The 23,979-nt window shown below is 41.2% G+C and carries 20 protein-coding genes; 14 read left to right on the top strand and 6 right to left on the bottom strand.

Annotation, left to right across the window (positions count from 1 at the left end):
- The 7 genes from BN4609_RS16720 to BN4609_RS03160 all read left to right on the top strand — a co-directional run.
- On the top strand, positions 1–248 hold a 248-nt coding region (locus tag BN4609_RS16720; protein ID WP_206196533.1), incomplete at its 5' end, for a hypothetical protein.
- Between the two features lie 382 nt (positions 249–630).
- Entirely contained in the window at positions 631–786 is a 156-nt protein-coding gene (locus tag BN4609_RS16390) for a hypothetical protein (protein WP_164071557.1), read from the top strand.
- A gap of 1,744 nt (positions 787–2,530) precedes the next feature.
- Positions 2,531–3,136, top strand: a complete 606-nt coding sequence (locus tag BN4609_RS03180; RefSeq protein ID WP_068855267.1) for a riboflavin synthase — start codon at positions 2,531–2,533, stop codon at positions 3,134–3,136.
- A gap of 286 nt (positions 3,137–3,422) precedes the next feature.
- Entirely contained in the window at positions 3,423–4,763 is a 1,341-nt protein-coding gene (locus BN4609_RS03175) for a TolC family protein (RefSeq protein ID WP_068855242.1), read from the top strand.
- Between the two features lie 26 nt (positions 4,764–4,789).
- Positions 4,790–5,968, top strand: a complete 1,179-nt coding sequence (locus BN4609_RS03170) for an efflux RND transporter periplasmic adaptor subunit (protein ID WP_068855241.1) — start codon at positions 4,790–4,792, stop codon at positions 5,966–5,968.
- 18 nt (positions 5,969–5,986) lie between these two features.
- Entirely contained in the window at positions 5,987–6,736 is a 750-nt protein-coding gene (locus BN4609_RS03165) for an ABC transporter ATP-binding protein (RefSeq protein WP_068855240.1), read from the top strand.
- A 38-nt stretch (positions 6,737–6,774) separates the two neighbouring features.
- A complete protein-coding gene (locus tag BN4609_RS03160; RefSeq protein WP_068855239.1) occupies positions 6,775–8,013 on the top strand; it encodes an ABC transporter permease in 1,239 nt (412 codons plus the stop codon).
- Positions 8,014–8,097: 84 nt separating this feature from the next.
- On the opposite strand, the gene BN4609_RS03155 is transcribed toward BN4609_RS03160, so the two are convergent.
- The 4 genes from BN4609_RS03155 to BN4609_RS03140 form a co-directional block, all read right to left on the bottom strand.
- A complete protein-coding gene (locus BN4609_RS03155; protein ID WP_068855238.1) occupies positions 8,098–8,730 on the bottom strand; it encodes an HAD family hydrolase in 633 nt (210 codons plus the stop codon).
- A 427-nt stretch (positions 8,731–9,157) separates the two neighbouring features.
- Entirely contained in the window at positions 9,158–10,285 is a 1,128-nt protein-coding gene (locus BN4609_RS03150; RefSeq protein WP_068855237.1) for a DUF4377 domain-containing protein, read from the bottom strand.
- A 1,757-nt stretch (positions 10,286–12,042) separates the two neighbouring features.
- A complete protein-coding gene (locus tag BN4609_RS03145) occupies positions 12,043–12,417 on the bottom strand; it encodes a DMT family protein (RefSeq protein WP_021992461.1) in 375 nt (124 codons plus the stop codon).
- A gap of 19 nt (positions 12,418–12,436) precedes the next feature.
- Positions 12,437–13,198, bottom strand: a complete 762-nt coding sequence (locus BN4609_RS03140) for a tRNA 2-thiocytidine biosynthesis TtcA family protein (RefSeq protein WP_068855236.1) — start codon at positions 13,196–13,198, stop codon at positions 12,437–12,439.
- Positions 13,199–13,379: 181 nt separating this feature from the next.
- Between BN4609_RS03140 and BN4609_RS03135 the strand changes: the two genes are divergently transcribed.
- From BN4609_RS03135 to BN4609_RS03115, 5 genes are all read left to right on the top strand, one after another.
- Positions 13,380–13,877: a GAF domain-containing protein gene (locus BN4609_RS03135; RefSeq protein ID WP_021992459.1), complete on the top strand. Its 498-nt coding sequence runs from the start codon at positions 13,380–13,382 to the stop codon at positions 13,875–13,877.
- A gap of 203 nt (positions 13,878–14,080) precedes the next feature.
- Positions 14,081–15,478, top strand: a complete 1,398-nt coding sequence (gene mnmE / locus BN4609_RS03130) for a tRNA uridine-5-carboxymethylaminomethyl(34) synthesis GTPase MnmE (protein WP_068855235.1) — start codon at positions 14,081–14,083, stop codon at positions 15,476–15,478.
- Positions 15,479–15,521: 43 nt separating this feature from the next.
- Positions 15,522–16,625 carry a helix-turn-helix domain-containing protein gene (locus tag BN4609_RS03125; RefSeq protein ID WP_438501680.1) on the top strand — a complete coding sequence of 368 codons (1,104 nt, stop codon included), beginning with the start codon at positions 15,522–15,524 and terminating at the stop codon, positions 16,623–16,625.
- Between the two features lie 92 nt (positions 16,626–16,717).
- Positions 16,718–17,824, top strand: coding sequence for a site-specific integrase (locus BN4609_RS03120; RefSeq protein ID WP_068855234.1), 1,107 nt, complete (start codon positions 16,718–16,720; stop codon positions 17,822–17,824).
- 197 nt (positions 17,825–18,021) lie between these two features.
- Positions 18,022–18,786: a mobilization protein gene (locus tag BN4609_RS03115; protein WP_068855233.1), complete on the top strand. Its 765-nt coding sequence runs from the start codon at positions 18,022–18,024 to the stop codon at positions 18,784–18,786.
- 173 nt (positions 18,787–18,959) lie between these two features.
- Here the strand turns inward: BN4609_RS03115 and BN4609_RS03110 are convergent, their stop codons facing one another.
- Positions 18,960–20,387, bottom strand: a complete 1,428-nt coding sequence (locus BN4609_RS03110) for an ATP-binding protein (protein WP_068855232.1) — start codon at positions 20,385–20,387, stop codon at positions 18,960–18,962.
- Positions 20,384–22,126, bottom strand: coding sequence for a DUF262 domain-containing protein (locus BN4609_RS03105; protein ID WP_087278447.1), 1,743 nt, complete (start codon positions 22,124–22,126; stop codon positions 20,384–20,386). Before BN4609_RS03105 ends, BN4609_RS03110 begins: the two co-directional genes overlap by 4 nt.
- A gap of 94 nt (positions 22,127–22,220) precedes the next feature.
- Here BN4609_RS03105 and BN4609_RS03100 point away from each other — a divergent pair, with 94 nt between their 5' ends.
- Together BN4609_RS03100 and BN4609_RS03095 are read left to right on the top strand one after the other, a co-directional pair.
- Positions 22,221–22,589: a helix-turn-helix domain-containing protein gene (locus BN4609_RS03100; RefSeq protein WP_068855230.1), complete on the top strand. Its 369-nt coding sequence runs from the start codon at positions 22,221–22,223 to the stop codon at positions 22,587–22,589.
- An 11-nt stretch (positions 22,590–22,600) separates the two neighbouring features.
- Positions 22,601–23,968 (top strand): DUF3987 domain-containing protein, encoded by a 1,368-nt coding sequence (locus tag BN4609_RS03095; RefSeq protein WP_068855229.1) that lies wholly within the window; start codon positions 22,601–22,603, stop codon positions 23,966–23,968.
- Positions 23,969–23,979 lie beyond the last annotated feature (11 nt).

Raw genomic sequence — 23,979 nt, 5'->3', positions numbered from 1 at the left:
CAAATGAAAATAGAAACTTCACGGAAGTTTTTGGACTGCACGATTATCGCATACTCATTTCTGAGAAATGGATACAATTACTGTCTTGCAAATGTGTTAGGAAAATGGAAATCGCATACAAGAATGGCACAGCCTTCAGAGAAATTCCGGTGAAAGAAGAGTATGGCTTGTCCATGCTTCTTGCATCGGGTTTTCTCCAAGGATGTGCAGCCAAGCATGAAAGTGGTCGTTGGGGTTTACATCAATGACTTCTTTCTTGCGGTGGAGTATGCAAACAAAATTGTACGGCAAATCAAGGAATGGTGTTTATTTTGATCGGTTAGCCTGCAACCGACAAAAAGAAACACTTTTCCTCATGCCGTACTACTGAGACATGAAAGGGTGGCGTGCCACTGTTTCATGTCGTTTGGATTGTGCGATAAAAAATGGAACTGCGAGTTGTGGCTATAAAAGTCAGCCGTTGTCAGCACGGCAAACAAAGAAAAGTCCTTGGCAGTATAGTCTTGAAGTATTTCAAGGCATACCGCCAAGGATCTTTCTTGCCGTGCCATAGTCGGGGAAAGTTAGTCTGAGATACGAGGACTGTCTTTCTGCGACGACGGCTGACTTTTATACAAAACACACAAAAGGATGAGAATATGCAAACGAAATAGACCATTCAAAAAACAGAAACCCTTGCCACATAAGTTTGAATGGATTGAAATGGCAATAGCAAAGAATAGAGAAGAATATGGTTTAATGAAAACAGATTTATCCAAGCAAAAAATCGAGGATAAAAAATCTTAAAACATTCTTTATCCCCGATTAAATATCGTACCTTTGCAACCGAAAGAGTTCTTTGGATGGTTATGCAAATCACAGCAGGATGCTACATTCTGTTTATTTCTAATTCGTAACCTCTTCTTTTTATGAGATAAAAACTTATCTCATTCTCAATCACTTATAAAAAATACGTACTTTCCAGTTCTGAAACAGCATGTTCCATGCATCGGAAAAGGCATTTACTGTAGCCCATTATGCAAAAACGTTGATATTCAACGTATTACATTTGCGCCCTATAATTCGTGTATACGGACACAGTCTGCTGTTTTCCAGTTCACACGCCATTCTCAGTGACTTTACAAGGTATAAACATTCATTTTCTCATGACAATATTGCGTGAATATGCATTTGCAGCTCTGGTTTTGACGTCTGGATTACGTCATCAACCTTTTGCAGCTATTCAGCCGTATTGTTTCCGCATGGCGTCACGTTGTTGACAGTCAAGACAAGAAGATTGCGGAGTTCCGCAAGCCCATAAGACAGACAGAAAAGAGATATAATTTTATAAAAAGCACAGCATGGGGCAAATAGTTTCTGACAGCAGCAGCCGGTATGACACGACAAAAACGAGTAATGCAATGAACGGTTTGGAGACAAACCGGAATCGTACGTCAGACCTCATATGTATTTTGGTTTGCTATTATGCAGATTGAGTTTCTATTTTATAGAAGATGTATAGGGACAAATCTGTAAAAAGCGGAATACCGGATGGCGGTATAAGTGCAGCTTTTGAATAAAGGTCGGGCAGATGAATAATACCGCGGAATCCATTGTCTTACAGCATTGAGCAGACAAACATAAGTGTTTATATATAAGTGACTTAAAGAGTACATTTTGTATAATTACTTATATCTGCCCCTTATTTTATAAGAAACTAACTATCATTGAAACATTATCATATGCCCCATAAACCTCGATTATTATGATTATTGCGGATGCGGAAATATGAGTAATCGTTAAAAATTATCCGATATTATAAATTTCCCAAGATGTATTTGTGTCCTTACCATCAGATTATGCGCTCTTTATGACTGCATTCCAAAGCCTCATCGGGAGTATTGTCAGCTGCTCTCCTACTACAGTCTTTGAAATGCATCACATAAATATCACGAGTCTGATGGCATTTATTTTAAAACATCCACTTAACAAAAAAATTATAAAATATATACTTCAGATTTTGACATATGCAATAGTTGACGTATCTTTGCAGTAGAATATGGGGTTGTTCCGGTTTGATCGGGATACTCATCAAAATAAAACGAAACCGAGGAAGTTTCTCTTGTTAATGGCGGGCCACATAAAACCCTTATGGGACTAAGCTGTATAGCCGGTGGATTACAAAGACGGAGAGCTCTCAAATCCTATTAGCTCGGAGTTTCATCACATCATCGGGCAACCCCTTTTCTTTTAATTCCCTTTACATTTATATATATGCAATGGTTCCCCGCTTCATAGCGTACATGATGCGGAATATTAACACAAGAACTGTCATTTGAGATTAAATGTATTTCAGCATTATAAAGAAAGGCCGGTCATTGCCCATTCGAAGGAATAGCGACTATATAATAAAGCAGCCGATGACAAAACACTTTTATAAGGCTTCAAGTCTATTTAAAACATTAAATCATTGTATTTATGACAGACGCAGGGTCAGAACCGGTTTGAGTTGAACGGCAAATATATTCACATAAAAATAATAAATCATATTATGTTCTCTGGTATTGTAGAAGAAATGGCGACTGTTGTCGCAATAAGAAAAGAGCATGGAAACATTCATTTTTCCCTTGAATGTTCATTCATAAATGAGTTGAAAATAGATCAGAGCATCTCTCATAACGGCGTATGCCTTACTGTTGTGAATATCGAAAACAACAGTTATACTGTCACGGCCATGAAAGAGACACTTGACAAATCCAACCTCCGATTCCTCAAACCCGGGGATAAAGTCAATGTAGAACGCTCGATGAAATTGAACGAACGGCTGGACGGACATATCGTTCAGGGACACGTGGACGGTACTGCAATATGTAAGGAAATAAAAGATGCCGACGGCTCCACATATTTCACGTTCGAATACGATTTTGACAAAGGCATGGCAAACCGCGGGTATTTCACGGTAGACAAAGGATCTGTGACTGTAAATGGGGTCTCACTGACCGTCTGCAATCCGACAGAAAACACTTTTACAGTCGCAATTATCCCATATACCTATGAGAATACAAACTTCCGCTATATAACAACAGGCAGTGTCGTCAATATCGAGTTTGACATACTCGGCAAATATATAGCAAGACTCCATAGTCTGACAGAATAGTCTCAAGACTGGCATACGATAAAAGAGGCGGGACTTTATCATCCTGCCTCTTTTGCTTGTATGTATATATTATAAGGTCATCCTTGTTGTCAACAATCACGAAGACAACTGTTATAAAAAGCTACATAAACCGTCTGTTTATAAAAAATAATGTTAATATCACAGCCGTATTATAAACAAATCAATTATAATTTCATCTAATGAAATTGTAACGGGAAACCGTCGTTTACACAATACGGAATCAGTTAATACATGATAAGAATTATTGAACTTTAAAACATAAGAAATGAACAAGTATCAAACAACATGTCTGATTGCCATGATAACATTATGCAGCATTGATGTCATGGCGCAGCAATGGACATTGAGAGACTGCATTGAATATGCTTTGGCAAACAATATCTCATTGAAAAAAACTAAATTGCAGGAGTACAGTGCCATTGAAGACATAAAACAAAGTCAGGCTGAGCTGTTGCCTTCACTGAGTTTCTCTACATCCCAGAATGGTACATACCGCCCGTGGCCCGAAGAAGGCAAGGCAACGGTTGACAACGGATATGTGCAGTCAAGCGTTGACAAGGTTTATTATAGCGGGTCATACAGTGTAAGCGGCAACTGGACAGTATGGAACGGAGGACGCAACACAAAGACGATAAAGCTCAATAAGCTTACAGCCGAACAGGCACGGCTCGATTCCGCAGAGACAGCGAACTCCATACAGGAGCAGATAGCACAGCTCTATGTGCAGATATTATATTCAAACGATGCCATAAACGTATGCAAGGAAAGCCTTGAAACAAGCAGGAAAAACGAGGAACGTGGAAAAGAGATGTTCGATGTGGGGAAATTAAGCAAGGCAGACCTCGCACAGCTTACAGCCCAGAGGGCGCAGGACGAATACAACATAGTAGAAGCCGAGAGCAATATGAGAAACTACAAACGGCAGCTCAAACAGGTTCTTCAGATAGCCGACGATAAAGAATTCGACATTGTCATACCGGAAACAACCGACGAGATGGCTTTGAAAAAAATACCTGCTCTCAACGATGTATACGCATCTACACTTACAATAAGACCGGAAATAAAGAACGCCAAGCTCGGTATAGAAAGCAGTGAACTGAGCATTAAAATTGCAAAAGCACAAAGGCTGCCCACCATAGGACTGAACGCCGGCGTATCAACCAACACTACGTCAATGAGCGACAATGCGTGTGGCACACAGCTGAAAAACAATGTAAATGTAGGTGCGGGATTCACCGTCAGCATACCATTGTTTGACAACAGAGCGTCAAAAACGGCTGTAAACAAGGCAAAAATACAAAAGGAGAACTATCTGCTCGAGCTGCAGGACAAACAGACAACGCTCTACTCTACTGTAGAAAACTACTGGCTTCAGGCTGTCACAAACCAGAATAAGTTCAAAGCGGCAAAGTTTTCTACAGAGAGTGCAAGGGCAAGCTACGAGCTGTTAAGCGAACAGTTTGCCCAAGGACTTAAAAATATCGTTGAGCTGATGACAGGTAAGAACAACCTTCTGACAGCCCAGCAAAACGAACTGCAGAGCAAATATCTCGCCATACTGAACATCGATATGCTGAGATTCTACGAAACAGGCGAATTAAAATAAAACATATTCAGTAATCATATAAAGAAATGAAAAGAATCAGTAAGTTATGGATTATTGCCGGCATACTGGCTTTATTAGCGCTGATAATGTGGTTGTTGTCCGGCAATAAGAAAAAAGAGGAGGTTACGTTTGAAACTGTAGCAGCCGCTCCGGCTACAATAAGGAACAGCATAACAGCTACCGGTACCATAGAACCGGTGACTGAGGTAACTGTCGGTACACAGGTTAGCGGAATTGTAAGCAAACTGTATGTGGATTACAACAGTATTGTAAAAAAGGGACAGATAATAGCCGAACTTGATAAGACAAACCTTATAAGTCAGCTAAATACGGCAAAAGCGAATCTGCAGAGTAACGAAAGCAACCTGAAATACCAGACTGCCAACTATAAACGTTACAAGACACTGTACGACAAAGGACTTGTAAGTGCCGACGAGTTTGAGACAGCCCAACTCTCATACAAGCAGGCTAAAGAACAGTACGCATCCTCTAAAGAGGAGGTGAACCGTGCAGAGACGAACCTTGGATATGCAACCATAACATCACCGATAGACGGAGTCGTTCTGTCAAAAGCCGTCGAGGAGGGTCAGACAGTTGCCGCAAGCTTCTCCACTCCTGAACTTTTCACCATAGCGCAGGACCTTACTGACATGCGCGTAGTGGCTGATGTTGACGAGGCAGACATAGGAAGCGTCAAGGAAGGAGACAGGGTCACGTTCACCGTAGACGCCTTCCCGGACGATACGTTTGAAGGTGCTGTGACACAAGTCAGACAGGAAGCCACCACAACAAACAATGTCGTGACATACGAAGTGGTAATAAGCGCTCCTAATGCCGACCTCAAACTGAAGCCAGGTCTTACTGCCAATGTCACCATTTACACAGCCGAGATAAGCGGAGTATTGTGTGTACCGAGCAAAGCGCTAAGATACACACCGACCAAGGAAACCATAGGAAACAAAAAAATACAGGACACTAAAGGCAAAAACAAGGTATGGACTCTTGAGGGAGATAAGATTGTCGCCCACAGTGTAAGCATTGGCGCGACCGACGGAACACATACACAAATCCTTAAAGGAGTGGAATCCGGAACAAAAGTGATAACAGGTATAAGTGTCATGACAGACGAACAACCGGATGAGACTGTCACCGAAAGCAGCCCGTTTGCACCAGGTCCACCTGATAAGAACAAGAAAAAGAAATAACAGAAAAACCGGCTGCACATGGAGAAGAAAACAGTTATAGAACTTCAAAACGTGAAACGGGACTTCATCGTAGGCGACGAGACTGTGCACGCACTGCGAGGCATCTCGTTCAAAATATACGAAGGAGAGTTCGTCACAATAATGGGTAAATCAGGATCGGGCAAGTCTACCCTTCTCAACCAACTGGGATGCCTTGACACTCCAAGCAGTGGAGAGTACTATCTCGACGGTATATCCGTACGCAAGATGTCCAAGTCACAACGCGCGACATTACGCAATAAGAAGATAGGATTCATATTCCAGAACTACAATCTGCTGCCAAAGACGACAAGTATAGAGAATGTGGAACTGCCACTAATGTACAATGCGTCTGTAAATGCTAAGGAACGCCTTGAGCGCGCGACCGAGGCTTTACGCGCAGTAGGGCTTGAAAACCGCATGTATCACAAGTCTAACCAGATGTCAGGAGGACAGATGCAACGCGTGGCAATCGCACGTGCGCTGGTAAACGACCCTGCTGTCATACTTGCCGACGAGGCTACAGGCAACCTCGACACCCGCACTTCATTCGAGATTCTTGTATTATTCCAAAAGCTACATGCGGAAGGTCGCACTATAATATTCGTCACACACAATCCTGACATTGCCAACTATTCGTCACGGAACATAATGTTGCGCGACGGCGTAATAATAAGCGACGAGACAAACAACAACATTCTCTCTGCGAAAGAAGGACTGGCGGCGTTGCCTGTAAACAAGGATGATTGAGCAATAAAAACACAACGAACTGACAATAATAGAAATAGATGAATTACGCTAATCTGTTTAAAATCGCATTGAAAGCCATTGCCGCCAACAAGATGCGCTCTTTTCTGACAGCACTGGGTATCATAATTGGTGTCGCATCGGTTATTACAATGCTTGCGATAGGACAAGGCTCGAAGAAAAGCATACAGGCAAACATTGCCGAAATGGGCTCTAATATGATTATGATACATCCGGGTGCAGACATGAGAGGAGGAGTAAGACAGGATGCCTCATCCATGGAAACGCTGAAGATAAGTGACTATACAACATTGAAAGACGAATGCAACTACATCAAAGGTATCAGTCCGACAGTAACAAGCAGCGGACAGTGGATATACGGCAACAACAATACTCCGTCTACAATATACGGAGTCAGTCAGGACTATCTGGATATCAGACAACTCTCTGTAAGCGACGGAGAGATATTCACAGACGCAGACATAAAGTCGAGCGCGAAAGTCTGCATCTTGGGACAGACCGTGGTTGACAATCTGTTCCCTGACGGTTCTGATCCTATAGGAAAGGTGGTGCGGTTCAACTCCATACCATTCAGAGTCATCGGTGTGCTGAAGAAAAAAGGCTACAACTCAATGGGAATGGACCAGGACGATCTTGCTCTGGCACCCTACACCACTGTCATGAAACGCATTCTGGCACAGACCTATCTGGGCGGAATAACATGTTCTGCCATAACAGAGAACGTTACCGACAAGGCAACGGAGGAAATAACACAGATACTGCGTCGCAACCATAAACTGAAAAACGCCACAAACGACACTCCGGGTGACGAAGACGACTTCAACATACGCTCACAGGAAGAACTGTCGAATATGATGAACTCAACCACCGACATGCTTACAGTGCTTCTGGGATGTGTCGCAGGCATATCTCTGATTGTTGGCGGCATAGGCATTATGAACATAATGTACGTCAGTGTTACCGAACGCACACGCGAAATCGGACTGCGCATGAGTGTCGGAGCACGCGGCATAGACATCCTGAACCAGTTTCTCATAGAAGCGATAATGCTCAGTGTAACCGGTGGAATAATAGGAGTCCTGATAGGTGTAGGAGCGTCTTATGCGGTAAACACATTTGCCCACTGGCCCATTTTCATCCAACCTTGGAGCATCATCATGAGCTTTGCGGTCTGCACATTCACCGGAGTTTTCTTCGGATGGTATCCTGCGAAGAAAGCGGCGCAGCTTGATCCGATAGAAGCCATAAGGTATGAGTAAGCTCCAAACTGTCTGACAATAGTATATCAGACATAAAAACGCGAAGCCGGCAGTATATTTCAATGCTGCCGACTTCACTTATGTTCATACTATCTCGTCAGGACTGGTTACAAAGGTAGTGGCACCATGCTTTTCCAAAAAACTACGGTCGCGGAATCCCCACAGCACACTGATGCACGGCATTCCGCAATTGCGTGCCGTCATGACGTCAACATCGCTATCGCCTATATAAACAGCGCCATTTTTATCAACGCCCAATGCCTTCAGGGCTTCCATCACGGTGTCAGGCGCCGGCTTCTTGCGTATGCCGTCGCGCTCCCCTATCGCAACCTCCACATATCCGCTGAAAAAATGTCGGCACAACTCTTGTGTCGCAGCATAAAACTTATTGCTCACCACTGCCACATTCTTATTTCCTTGTTTCAGACGTTCAAACATCCTCATAACTCCCGGATATGGCTGTGTCGTGTCAAGTCCATGCTCCATGTAATGACTGCGGAACACCGCGTAAGCCTCATCAAACAGCGGGTTATCAACACCTTCCGGAACAACGCGTTCCATCAGTTTCCTCACACCGTTGCCCACGAATCTTCTTACATCGTCAACAGTTCTCTCCGGCATTCCGCAATGTCTCAACGCATAATTACAGCTTGCTGCCAGATCGTCAAGTGTGTTAAGCAGCGTTCCATCAAGATCGAAAACATAAGTTTCGTACATATCGTTATCCTTTGAAAAGTTTCTAAATCTGACACAAAATTACAAAAACATCTGTACAGACAAATAATAATACATAGAAAAAACACAGATAACGCAAACGAGCGGAAAGGGAACCTGCCTTCAAATTCACGTGTGCAGACTATCTCAGACAAATATAATAATATTCGAAGTATGCGTCAGACAATATACATACTGAATAAAAATACGACACCATGACGATGTTTCTCGACACAAGACGCTAAACCGGAATCGCATCAGACTTCCTAAACGGTTTTTTACTATATGTCTGATGAATATTCCGGTTAAGACAAAACAATCTGCCATTCATTACCCAATGACAATCATTTCAACATACAAAAGAGGACACTCCAATCACTGACTCAATTGACTTGAATCACAAATACTATCCAATTGAAACTCTTATGTGTCACTTTTTCTCAGTGATTATATAATATCTTTCCGCATGCAGGTCGTCTCCATTGGTGTGTACAAGTGCCGCCCGTGTAGTGGCATTACCGTAAGTTTCCACCACCTCCGCACCTTCCGGCACAGTCTTAAACTCTGACCTTGTCTCGGTGATTTTTTCTCCCAAATGTTCTTCGAGCAGCCAACGCAATCCGTTTTCCTGCCGTTTGATGTACTCGGCGTCAGTAAGTCCGGATGTATAGGCTACGCCAATTTCAACATAAGGTATATTGTTGCGCACTTGTGTGTCGGTCAACATATACTCATATCTGTTATCAAGCACACAATATATGCCTGATGTTTTTGGATTGTCGAGCACGACATCTCCATATTTCCAGTCGATTCCGAGAAAATCTCTCTCTCGCATGATTTGGTCTACCTTATATTCATACTTCACCTCTCCGTCCTTATATCCTTTGAGAAATATCTGAAAGTCCTTTTTTACGAAGAAATAAGAACTGAACTGGGACATGAATCTTTCAGAGGCGGAATTATAATCATGCTCCTTTTTATATAAACAATACGTATCGGGCATCTCCGGAGAGGAAACGACAAGCGAATCATAATACTGCAGGAATCCCGGGAATCCTACTGGTGAGTATGCATCATTGTTGTCTGTCACTCTGAACTTCAGCATGTCAAACGGTGCCGCCAACGGTGTGTCCAAGTGCATAAATGTTTCCAATTGTACCATTTTGAGCTTGAACTTTGCCTCGTCAGGCACCCCGCCAGGCGAAACAGTGACGTCGCTTATTATGCCAAGCAGACGATAGACATATTTTGTTCCGCCTTGTGAAGGATTTGCCAGAACGTATTTGCGTACCTTCAACTCGTAGGCGTGACCGCGCACATAATCAAAACCCTCGATGCTGCCAATAGCAAGCTCCTGCCATGATGAGGCAGAACGTTCCTTCACAAGCATGTATTCCTTTGGCTCATCAATGCCCCGCACCTGATTCCAAACAGTATTTTCGGACACGTGCATGACAATATCAACGTATGAATTGTCCGTACCGTCATCATTGCCACAACCAATCGACATAAGGCTCAGAGCCGTTAGCAGAAAGAGCGAAAGTCTTTTTATATCCATATCCTATATATTATACAGTCCATAAAATTTGTTTATCCTTAATTCCGCAACACTATTATAAATTAAACTTTTTAAGTACCTGAGCAACAAAAAGTTGCTCAGGATTTTGCCATGTCGAAGAATTCACTTATCTTAGTGTTGCAAAAAATAAACAAGAAAATCCGACGATAGACATGGCAAAAATACAAATTAAATCTGAGAAACTCACTCCTTTTGGAGGAATATTTTCTATCANTGTGCTGAATATCTATACCTGTAATAATGCTTACGCAGACATTTTTCAGACTGATTTTGGATAACGCCTACAACTTATGGGTATGATACTGCGTATTGCCTCAAGTCGCATTGTGGGGTAAGGGAATATTGAGGGTTGCAGTGGGGATTTCTACCTCAATTTATCTGCTAATTCAGTAAGAGAGGACATGTACACGCAAGAAGGACGTTGAAGGGCTTAGTTGAGGATTTGAGGTTTATAACACCTTTAATACTATATTTGCATCTGCACTGTGAATCATTCCAAACATGGCGTCGGTGTCGTACAGTAAAGATAGCTGTGTTTGCTAATGATATCAGACAGCCGTATTCTTGACAAATAAAGCATATTCGGCAATTAAAAATTTATGTAAAAATAATACTTAAATACCGTCGGAGAAAACTATTTAAGTGTTTTAACAGTCATAAGAGAGATTAAGTCATTTGAAGAACAATCATCGGGAAATAGTGCACAATTACACTTATCATCCATCTCTTTGCCTTAATCTGCGCGCTATGAATTTCATGTTCATGATTAAGTCCCGTGTACACGAAGCATTTGTCAATCGTAGAAGGTTGTCATCAAACAAATAACGGCAAAGTAGAGGACGCATGACAAACCGGTTTCTTATTAAATTCTGATATGTAAGAAAATGTTCTTAGCTTGATCCTTTTTGCCGGGCGCAGCTTTCCTTATCCCAAAAGCATACAAGATGACTGTAAAGATATGGATACAACTAAGAGAATTTATAATATAGATTAACGTTAAACAGTTACTTGTATTCTATAATTTTATATTCCATTGTTATAAATATATCCAATGCATTTACTGTATTTCCATGCAGGAAACAGTTAAAGCACAAAAGTCCGTTTTAGTTAATCCTAAGGTATTTTTTTAGTTAACACACATGCGCAATTTAACATTCTGTTTTTCAGATTCTGGGAAATAATATGTCAAACAGAGGTCTCTTTACTTATAAAAAACACACCGCACCGCATACGTTTGAATATCAATGTCAAGCGGAAAAGGCTCTTCCGCATTCCTGAAAGCCGTCTTCCATACTCCAGGAATGTCCATATTGTAATGCGATAAAGCCCGTTTCGACATGCAGAACAGGCTTTATCGTAATGCCGCCGGAAAAGAGCGGTTCTCCGAAACACGATAAAATTCAGATTATCAACAAGTTGCGTTAATGCAGAAATACGCAGTTCTATGGAAAAATATATTATTAATCTCTGAATTATGAAATTATGATGACTCAGAGAAAACGCCGCGACTGATTTTAGTTATCGTATGATGCACATAGGAAACTTCTATCTGAAACCAAAGATAACAGGCGGAACATAAAAACGAAGTCTTCAGTACTTCCGCCTGTTAACAGACAATCATAAGGATGGCTGTCACTTAATATACTCACGGACGGTCTTATGCCAACAGCGAAGTGAATCCTATCTGAGACAGAAACATCTCTCGCGCGACACTCCGGAGAACATTGCTGATGTAATTATTTCTTAAATATGAAATATACAGCAAGCACCAGCAGCACAAATGCCACGAAATGGTTCCAATGCAACTCTGCCTTGAAGGCTATGACGGAGAACACTGTGAACACAGTAAGGGTGATGACCTCCTGAATGACTTTCAACTGCATTATGTCAAACGGACCGCCGTTATCCTTGAACCCCAACCTATTGGCAGGCACTTGCAGACAGTATTCGAAGAATGCCACAGCCCAACTGAAAGCTATCACACCGATAAGCGGAAGGGACGCAAACCAGTTGAACTCCTCCTTCATCTTCAGATGTCCGTACCACGCCACTGTCATGAACACATTTGAGAAAATCAGTAAAATTACAGAATAAACACTTTGTAATGCCATAATATCAATAGTTATTATCCTAAAAAATTCCGTCTTCCGCATCATTGCCGGCACTGTCTCCAGACAGCAGTTTTTCAACACACCTCCACAGACTGTAACATGCTTCCGGGTTGATATGTTCCATCTCGGCAAGCAGACCTTTCATTCTGCTGCGATTGGTAGCCCGTTCGTACGGGCATTTTTTCTTCTGACCAATAAAGCTGCGTACCTCTGCAAGAGAGGCAAGCTCACGTTCACGGATGAGGCACATAGGACGGATGAGGGTCATGTCAAACTTTTTCATTCTCAGCAGAGGAGTCATAGGACTCGGACTTCCGCTAAAAAGCATATTCATAAGTAAAGTCTCAAGGATGTCATCCATATGATGTCCGAGTGCTATCTTGTTGCAGCCCATCTCCTTTGCTTTCTCGAACAGTGCTTTGCGACGGTTCCATGAACAAAGGAAACAGTGAGGCTTGTCCGATTGTTCGGAATATTCATAAGACGTCTCTACATGGAAAAACGGTACGCCATGACTCTCCGAAAATGACCGCAGATAGTCAAGGTCAGAACTGTAGCCCACATTGCTCATCACCACATGCACTGCCACGACCGAGAAGCGCGGCTTGAAAATGCGTGACTTCTCCGCAAGCAACGACAAGAGTGCCAAAGAGTCTTTTCCTCCAGACAATGCAACCATAATCCTGTCACCATCATCTATGAGTCCGTAGCGGGCGATTCCTCTATTGAAACGTGTCCTGATATGCCTCCACAACAAATCTTCATCACTGTATTTTGCCATATCCCGTGATTTGAGCATGCAAAATTACATGAAAATAACGGTTTGAAAAAGAAATTAAAAGAAAGTTTGACATAATGATGAATAAATTCTGTAACTTTGAGGCACATTACTGTTATGAGACATTCATCCAACAGAACAATATATAATATTTAGCTTTCAGAATAACGTTATCATATATTTTATGACTGCAGAAATAGATTTCAACTCTACAACAGAAAATAAAAAGTCCCGCTACGAAGAGTTCACAAGAAAACTTGAAGCTCTCATTTATAATGAACACGACGAAGTGAGCGTAATGGCAAACGTCTCTTCCGCGCTAAAAGAGACATTCGGTTTTTTCTGGGTAGGATTCTACATAGTAAAAGACAACATACTCTCGCTCGGTCCGTTTCAAGGCAGCGTGGCATGCTACCGCATAAAGAAAGGCAACGGAGTTTGCGGAACGGCGTGGGAAAGGAAAGAGACGATTGTGGTGCCGGACGTAGAAAGATTTCCCGGACACATCGCATGCAGCCAACTGTCAAAATCAGAAATTGTAGTGCCGCTGCTAAGACAAGGTGATGTAGCGGCTGTTTTAGACATCGACAGCGACCGCCTTGACAGTTTTGACGATACAGACAGGAGTTGTCTCGAACATATTTGCAGGCTCGTATCAGCCAACATCTACTCAGGACAATGACTTCAATATACATCAACTTGCACATTATCACGACATTAAGGACATAAATAAGGCTGTGATTTCATATTGCCTCATGCATAAGATTATCTTTCATATGCAATAGCTTGGGTATATTCAATCACTCAAAAGTCATAATCTGAGTTTGTCAATAACATTTCACTTTGACTTTCAGAACAATGTCTTAAAAACATTTCACGCAAACAATGGAACACAATGATACAATCTGCGCTGTCGCCACAGCCAGCGGAGGAGCAATAGGAATAATAAGAGTATCCGGAACGGAAGCAATCCGTATCACAGACAAAATATTCCGGCCGGTTGACAAACATAGCACTCCATTGGATAAACGCGACGCCAACACAATAAATTTCGGATTCATCAGAAACGGTAAAGACGAAATAATTGACGAGGTGCTCGTAAGTATTTTCCGCGCACCGCACTCATATACCGGCGAAGACTCCGTGGAAATATCATGTCACGGCTCATCATACGTTCTGCAACAGGTGATGCGCCTTCTTATAGAAAACGGATGTCGCTCAGCCGCACCGGGTGAATATACACAGAGGGCTTTCCTTAACGGCAAGATGGATCTGAGTCAGGCTGAAGCCGTTGCTGACCTTATCAAGTCGACATCGGCTGCCACACACCGCATGGCAATGAACCAGATGCGAGGAGGATTCAGCCATGAATTGTCCACGTTGCGCGACAAACTGCTCAAACTGACATCACTCATGGAGCTTGAACTTGATTTCAGCGACCATGAAGAACTTGAATTTGCCGACCGCGATGAGCTTAAACAGATAGCCTTGCAAGTGAAGTCGAAAATATCAGGTCTCGCTTCATCATTCAACTTAGGAAATGCCATAAAAAACGGCATTCCCGTAGCCATCATCGGGGAAACCAACGCAGGCAAATCAACCTTGCTTAACACTCTCGTTGGTGAAGACCGCGCAATAGTGAGTGATATTCACGGCACAACACGCGATGTGATAGAAGATACGGTTAACATCAATGGAACAGTATTCCGCTTCATTGACACTGCGGGAATAAGAGATACAACAGACACGATTGAACGGCTCGGAATAGACCTTACATTCAAAAAGATAAATCAGGCAGACATTATAATTTGGATGGTTGACGCAACCGAGAAATCTGACAGAATAAAAGAAATATCCAAGAAATTATATCCTTTATGCAAGGATAAACAACTTATTGTTGCCTACAACAAGACCGACATCACAAATCAGCCAGTGTGCACCGAGATAGAGAAATTGCCTCCTCATGCCCATCAAATACACATATCGGCAAAATTCGGTACAAATATCGATAAGCTCAAACAAATGCTCCTGACATTCGCCAATGTGCCAGAAATATCACAAAGTGACATTATTATCACTAATACCCGACACTATGAGGCACTCATCCGTTCACTCGAAGCCGTCAACCGTGTAATTGACGGCATAAACGAAAACATACCTTCTGATCTCGTAGCACAAGACTTGCGCGAATGTATCAGCCATCTCGCTGAAATAACAGGAGGCGAAATCACCAGCGAAGAGACACTACAAAATATATTCAAACACTTTTGCATCGGGAAGTAACTATCTGATTACCAGTGAGTTAAATTGATTACAATCGATTGATATGGCGCTCTTTACGGGCGCCTTTTTTGTTGCTCAAGTATCGTTGATAATCGTTGCTAAGCCTTTTTACGCCATTTTTTGTACCTCCTGTGTACCTCACAAGCCAAAAACAGGGTTTACTGCCTGCCAGATGGTGGATAACCTGGAACGCCTTGGAACGCTGTGGTACGCAATGAAACAGATTTGGCGAACTAAAAAGATAATTAAAATGGCTAGTAACATTGAAATTCAAAAGAAATGCGAGTGGTGTGGCACTATTTTTACCGCCCACAAGATCACTACCGCATACTGTTCACACAGGTGCGCAAACCTCGCATACAAAGATCGAGTTAGAAAAAAACGGATTCAAGAATTTCACTTGAAACATGATGTGGAATTAAAACCTAATTCTGAAAAAGAGTTCTTAACCCCTACTGAAGTTGCCGCATTTTTAGGTGTAGGCCGTACCTCAATTTATCGGTATATTAAAAACGCGGAAATCAAAGCGGTCAGATTTGATGGGAAAACTCTTGTACGGCGTTCGGATATTGATAAGATGTTCGATTACATTATTGCTTCCAATAATGAGAATAAGCCCAAAGAGAAAACTCCAATATCAGATTTCTACACCACAGCTGAAGTCAAGGAAAAATATGGAGTAAAGGATTCCTGGATATTTCATATCGCTAAGGAACATAATATTCCACGAACCTTTCATCGTGGAAAAACCTATTGGAGCAAAAAGCATATTGATGACTACTTTGCAAAGAAAGCTCCCGATCCTGAGATCAAGGAATGGTACAGCACGCAAGACATGCAGGAGAAGTTCGGCATGACGCTAACGGCCATATATTCTTTTGTATCAAAGAATGCCATTCCCAAGAAGAAGGTCGGCATCATGGTGTACTACTCCAAGAAGCATGTGGATATTGCCAAAGGTCTCATAGCTCCCGAAAAGCCCAAATACTACACCATTGCCGAAGCGATGGAGCGATTCAATTTGACGCGGGATCAACTCTACCATTATGTGAAATATCATAATATTCCCCGCATAAAGGTCGGTAAATATACCAAGATCCTGCGGGCAGAGCTGGACAAGTTCTTTGAACCGCCAAAGATAGAATGAGCCGAAAGTTATTTTCCGGTGATAAATACCACCATCAGAACACCTATTTTATTTGCAACAAAAACAAGTATTAATCAAAAAACAATATAGCTATGACACTTACATGCACCAACGTAACTTTGAGACAAAAGCCATTGCGTAACGACCGCATATCTCTTTATCTGGATTATTATCCGGCCATTCGCAATCCTTATACGATGAAGATGAGTCGCCGGGAATTCCTCGGTATCTACATCTATGCCAAACCCAAGAACGAGCAGCAAAGAATGTTCAATCAGGACATGCTGAACAAAGCAGAGGCAATCCGCTGTATCCGTGTCCAGTCGCTTATCAATGAAGAATTTGGGTTCCTGGACAAGAACAAACAAAAGGTAGATTTCCTTGCCTACTTCCGGACAAAGGCACGAGAAAAGTATGAGAAATGGGATTGCGTTTATAATCACTTTGAGAAATTTGTCGGCGGTAAATGTACCTTTGGCGATGTCACCGTGGAACTGTGCGAGAAGTTCAGGGATTACCTGCTCAAATGCAAACAAATCAATCATCCCAATGCTTATATCTCACGTAATTCGGCAGCCGGCTATTATTCTACTTTTCGAGCCCTGTTGAAAATAGCCTACAAAGAGAAGATGCTGCGTGAGAACTTGAACGACTTCCTGGAAAAGATAGAATGGAAAGAGGTCAAGAAAGAGTATCTGACACTTGATGAAGTCAAGAAACTGGCAGCTACACCCTGCAAAATTCCAGTCTTGAAACAGGCCTCCCTGTTTGCCTGCATGACCGGCCTCCGTATCAGTGATATTTTGAAGCTGGACTGGCATGATTTTGAAGTCGGTCCGGATCAAGGTTACTATATCCGTATCTGCACCGAAAAGACTGAAACCGAGGCCACCCTCCCAATCAGTCAGGAGGCACTGGAGTTGTGTGGCGAATGGGGCACTGGAAAAGTCTTCAAAGGCTTAACTCGCTCCATGACTCATCATCCCCTAAAACAATGGATTGCAGAAGCCGGAATCAGAAAGCACATAACCTTCCACTGCTTTCGTCATTCATACGCCGTCATCCAAATCTCTTTAGGTACAGACATTTACACAGTATCGAAGATGTTGACACATAAGAATGTCACCACTACTCAAATCTATGCTGATTTGGTCAATTCCAAGAAGCGAGAGACGGCGAATAAGATTTCGCTGAAATAGTATAAAGTTCTGTAACGTAAGAAGAGTCCGACTAGGTTTTGACCCCATATCGGACTCTTCTTTTTTATTCTATTGTGGCATAGATGGCATAGAAATAAGTACCATATCGAGGACAAATGCTGCCACTTTCTTGGATTTATAGTATGGTATTAATGAAATGACATATATTTGCGCACAAACGATTAGCAAATATCACTATGAATCAGAAAAGTATTGAACATATAACACTCTATTCCCTTGTATTGGTAGGTACTCTTGTTGTTGGCGTTTTAGTTCGTCAGTATGTTTTATCCAAGGGTGTTGATGATTTCAGTAGTATTGTTGCATTTTTTGCAACAGTAATTGTCTTGATGGCAATCTATACCAGTTTACAGACAACTTCCAATCAGTTTCTGCTGCCACGCATAGAAGCTTTTCTGTTTCGTTTCCCTGCTTTTCAAAAGATGAAAAAACACAATGACACCGTTTCTGTTCCAGAAGCCCCTACAATCAAAGAGTCAAAACAAGCTACACCTGATGTCATTGACCCTGCTCCTACCACTGAAGAAGCAATCTCTGAACCTTCAGAATATGAAGTCCTGCGAACCAATTCTATCGCAAAAAAGAATCGTGCTATTCAAACCAAATTGGAAAAGGTCCTTAGCTATACGAAGCAAACTATGGTTGCCTATATGAGTGAAGAAGATCTCAACCGTCTATGCACATACGTTGCAGAATATAGTACAGGCGATACCTTACAAAAGATATCGCCCGTAAAGGTTGACTCACAACTTAAAAGCATTGATATAATGCACTTTGGTTGGAACATCGGCAAGGCTTTTGGCAGGAAGCGTATTCATACCGCCACATTCATCAAGAATGTCTTTGCCCATCCCCTCCGTGACTTGGAAATTTCAACGATTGAACGTAAAATGTCACATACAGAATCAGAGAGCAAGATAAAACTGAACAAAAAAGTATAACAGCAATACCGTTAGGTATTATCGCATTCCAATAGTTAAATCCATTTTCATAACTTTAAGAAGTTTGTAGCCGTAATCATAAATATATTGTGTTAACGACCATTTATCAGGATAATAGAGGCTACATAGAGAAAAGTGTATCTCAACAATAATGTCTGGAAGGCCAATCTCAATTATATTCTTTCTATCTTCATTTTTTTGATGGTATCTTCTATTTTTTTTATCACTTCAATTGAAGCTTTTATTTCTTTTCCTGACAAATTAGGAAGACCTTCATGTCCATGAGAAGATTGATGAAGAACTACTTTTTGATATATAGACATTGCCTGTATATTTTCTGATAGTTTATCAGCTGATTCTGCGGCATTATTGAACTTATTGATAGTCTTCTTAATCTTCTCCCACTGCATGGCTTCTGGCGCATGTCTCATAATATCATTAATTTCCTTGAAAAGTGTTCTTAAATCACTAATGCCGGAGGCATCAATATGAAAAAATCTAAAATCACTTTTCTGGCAAATTTCTTTTATTATGAAAGTGGTTTCTTCTTTTGCACCAGACATCAACAACATGGCTAACTGATGCAGTAGTACCTCAAAATACTGTCTAATGTCATTACCAATATTAATTGTATTTTCTGGGTGATCATCTAGTTCTTTCTCGATTTCTTTTATTCTGTCTACATTCTTCTTGGCATAAACACAATGCTTGTGATTATATTCGTAGATTCCTTGACGTAACCATTTTTGATTTTCTTCTGGAACTTCCTTCAAGAAATGATCACATAGGTTGTAAAAACTAGTATTGTGCGTAAAAATTACTATTTGATAGGACTTGAAACAACTTGTAATATATTGATATAAAAAAGACCGATTGGCAGTGTCTAAACTTGTAATAAAATCATCGAGAACTAAAATCCTCTTTTGGTCAGCCTGTGTAGGTGCCATTAACATAATTGATGACAAAGCAACAATTAATACAATCAGGTGAAGTTTTGCCTCATTGAAATATATTTTTAAAAAATCATCATAATGAAGGTTTTGCTTATCATCATTAATCTTTAGCAAGAACGACCCATTTTGAGACACTGCAACTGTCACTTCTTCAAAGAAAAATTTTTTTAAAACACGGTTTGTCTCACAAACAATTACATCAACGAAATCTTGTGTAACCTCATGATCAATATCATGATGCCCCAAATACATTGATTTTAATAATTGTTTGACATCAATCTGTTTATTAACAGCTAAATCAGCCCCGTCTATCATATATACATGATAACATGAGGTGTCGAAAGTCAAAAAAGATTCCCCGTTAACGGTAATATTAACGGGACTACTCGACATACAATTCTTATAATCTATTAAGATCTGACGTTCGGCATTCAGTCTCCCATCACCTGTTAGATGTGCCGGGATTCTTTCATTTTCAATTCGTTTCTTATGAAAAACATATTTAATAGCTTCATAAATTGAACTTTTTCCAGATCCATTTTCGCCATAACACAATATATTCATTGGTTTCCCCTCAGCAGTAGCATCTCCGAGAACAGCTCTATCACTACCAAAAGCCTTAAAGTTTTCTAATGTTAGCTGTTTCATAACCCTTCTTTTCCATTTACAAAGAAATTTTCTAATAGCTTAGATATATCTTTTATTCGTTTAGTAAATTGGCTATAAGTATAACCTGCAGTGGTGCTTATTAAATTCTTAACCTCCTCTAGCTCAGACATCTTATAAGACTGATAACGTTGATAGATAGGAGTGTTACGCTGTGGCATGTCAAGAACAATATTGTTCCCTAGACTGTTTAAATCGTCATCAAGATTGTCTTTTGGCCAGTTTGAATCAATATGACAGGAATCGATTGACTTGAGAATCTTATCAACTTTATAATTCTTTACGGCCACCTGATTGGGATACTTTAGATAGAAAGCCAATAAGGAAAGTCCTTTCCTCAATCGTCCAGGATAATTCCACATCCATGAATCAATATTCTTTGTCAAATAGTCATCAACTGGCAAATTTGCAGCTACTCTATATATAATATTATAAATCTCAAATTTCACTGACATTGTTGAACCTCTGTAATAGCAATAACGCAAAACTTTTTTTAAGAATTCAATTAAGTCATCTTCGTTAGCCTCTTTGTGAAAGTATAGAAACACTATTAACGCATATACAGGATTCTGATTGGTGTATGCATCTAACACTTGTAGCCAAGCTCCTAATCGTGTAGGCTCTGTACGCTTATAGTAGTACACTTCTATCGCATCTAGTGTCTTCTGTAAATCTTCCAACACTATTTCGTATCCACCTGTTTTAAAGGGAGATTTTGGATCTTTTTGGAAAAACTCTCTTAGTCTTTTTTCGGCTATCACAATTCCCTCTTTACCTCTAATTATATGGTAGTAATAGCGAAATAAATCATCAATTTTAAGTTCTAAGTCATCACATCGAGATATGAGGTTTTTCCATTCTTCTTTGAATTTCTCACCCTTCCCCACTGATAGAGACATATAATAGAGTTTTGCTTTAAAAATATCTGCGTCTTGTAAATCCATACCTCTATTGTTGATGGTTTCAAAAACTAATAAAGCATTTGACCTAGCCTCATCCAAGTCATCGTCTTTCAAAACTATAGGTAGCAGATATATCTTGCTAATAAAAAAATCAACAAATACTTTCTGTTTTTCATCATCCAAACGAGAGAAATACTCTCTCAATAGTGCATAGATGGCAATTGCATTATTCTTCACTTGTTCTGTACTATTCTTATAGTACAGCATCTCTCCCTTCTTTAAGTATTCCAAATAGTCTTTTTCAAAATCTTCTTTTGTTTTTGTGAGAATAGCATCTATTTGTTCTTGATCTTTCACTTCAAAAACATCCGAGAAGATGGTGCTTACAAAATCAGTAGTGCTATCATCCTCATAAGACTCCACCTGTATCATTCTTTTCAGACGATTATTAAACGGATGAAGAATATGAATAGCTTTAAGAAATAACCATAGAGTAATTAAACGTTGTTGCCCGTCAACAACTTCTGGACGATCGTCATGCTCGTCTTCTGCCAATACAATATTTCCCAAAAAATATGAATCGGTACCACTGCTATATGCATCCATTATATCATCATATAGTTGCCTACACTGTTCCATAGTCCATGAATAGTGCCGCTGATAGTTTGGTATTATATACCTGTTGTCATTGGAAAACAATGATTTCAGGTTTTTCTGTTCTGCAGATAAATATAGTGCCATATTTTGCTTAACTAATAAAGTATTCTTATCTATTCGTTTACAAAGATACTTAAATTCCTTGTAATCACTACCAATCACCTCCAAAAGTTATCTCACAGTTATATCCCGGTGATGTTTCCCACCATCAAAACACCAATTTCCTTTGCCAGTGAACAATTAAAAACGAGTACGTATGGCAAATGAACAAATCACTTTTGATAAGCTGCCGCAGGCGGTAGGTTATCTCACAGAACAGATGGAACAAATCCGGCAAATGGTGGCGGCATTGCAACCCCAGGCTTCTTCCGACAAGCATCGTCTTGTTGAAATTGACGAAGCCTGTAAAATCACACGAAAGGCAAAACCTACCATTTACACGCTTGCACGTAAAGGACTGATTCCAGCCTATAAAAAAGGTAAGAAACTATACTTCTATGAAGATGAGTTATTGAAATGGATTGAGTCCGGACGCAAGCAGATGCGGGCCATGTCACTTCAAGAACAGGCAGCGGAGATAGTACATGGAGCGAAACGCAAACCAAAGGGAGGCTATAACTTTTGATTTGCACGGCTATGGAAACCTCCAAATTAACAGCAGAAGGTATTATCGGCGAGGCTGTGCGCATCGGAGCCAAGATGTCTGGTGGTGAGTTCCCAATAGAAGTCTTTCCTATCAGGGTGCAGCGTATTATCAGTAGTTTGCACGACTGTCAGGGCTATCCCGTGGATTATGTTGCTGCGGCTATCCTTGCGGCCATTGCCGTGGGGATTGGCAACTCTCATCTGGTGCAGGTGAAGCGCAACTGGCTGGAAAGTCCCATTCTGTACATGGCACTGATTGGACGCCCCGGAGCGAATAAGAGTCATCCGCTGAGTTTCGCTTTCCAGCCGTTTATTGAACATGACTATTGTCAGAATCAGGAATATCAGAAGTTGTATGCTGAGTATGAACGCACGATGTCCATGAGCAAAAAGGAACGCCTGGAAGCCGGTCTGGATGAGTTTCCGCAGGCTCCCGTGCGCAGACGCTTTCTTGTTTCGGATATTACTCCCGAAGGGTTGAGCCTGATACATGCCCAGAATCCCAGAGGACTCTGCCTTTGGTCGGACGAGCTGTCGGCCTGGTTCAAGAACTTCAATCGCTACAATAACGGTTCGGAAGAACAGTTCTGGCTTTCGGTGTTCAATGCCAAGCCTACGATCTCCGACCGCAAGAGTACGCAAAGTTCCATTTTTATCAGACGTCCCTATATCTCTGTTATCGGTACCATCCAAAAGAAGATTCTGGGCGAATTGGTCAAGGGCGAGCGTTCGAGTAACGGTTTCATAGACCGTATTCTTTTCGTGATGCCTAAATCTGTCTTGAAAAGCAGATGGAACGACCGGGAAACTCCTGAAGAACTGGAAATCCAGTGGCAACAGATTATCGACAAGCTGATCGCACAGGATTGTTCGCATGACGAGAATAATGAGTTGCAGCCTCAATGCCTGCCATTTGATGAAGATGCCAAGCAACGGCTTTACGGTTGGCAGCATGAAAATGCCCGCCAATGTGATATGGAAACCAATGATGCTTTGGTAGGTATTTACTGCAAACTGGAAATCTACATTATTCGGTTTTGTCTGATTATCCAGCTTGCCCGATGGACTTGCGGAGAGTGCGACAAGCATACGATTGACCTTGAAAGCGTGAACCGTGCCATCCTGCTGACTGAGTATTTTCGTACTACAGCTGTAAAAGTGCAGACTGCCGTCAGTCAGGAACAGTTGAGCGAATTACACCGCAACATCTACTTGAATCTGCCTCAGAGATTTACAACGGCAGAAGGTATCGGCATTGCTGAAAGTTACGGGATGAAGGAACATGCTTTCAAGATGTTTCTAAAACGACACATCGGAACATTATTCAGAAAAGAGAATCATGGAGAATACAGTAAATAAACCTGTTACTA

The sequence above is a fragment of the Leyella lascolaii genome (assembly GCF_900079775.1).
Taxonomy (GTDB): domain Bacteria; phylum Bacteroidota; class Bacteroidia; order Bacteroidales; family Bacteroidaceae; genus Prevotella; species Prevotella lascolaii.
This window is presented reverse-complemented; position numbering and strand designations above follow the sequence as displayed.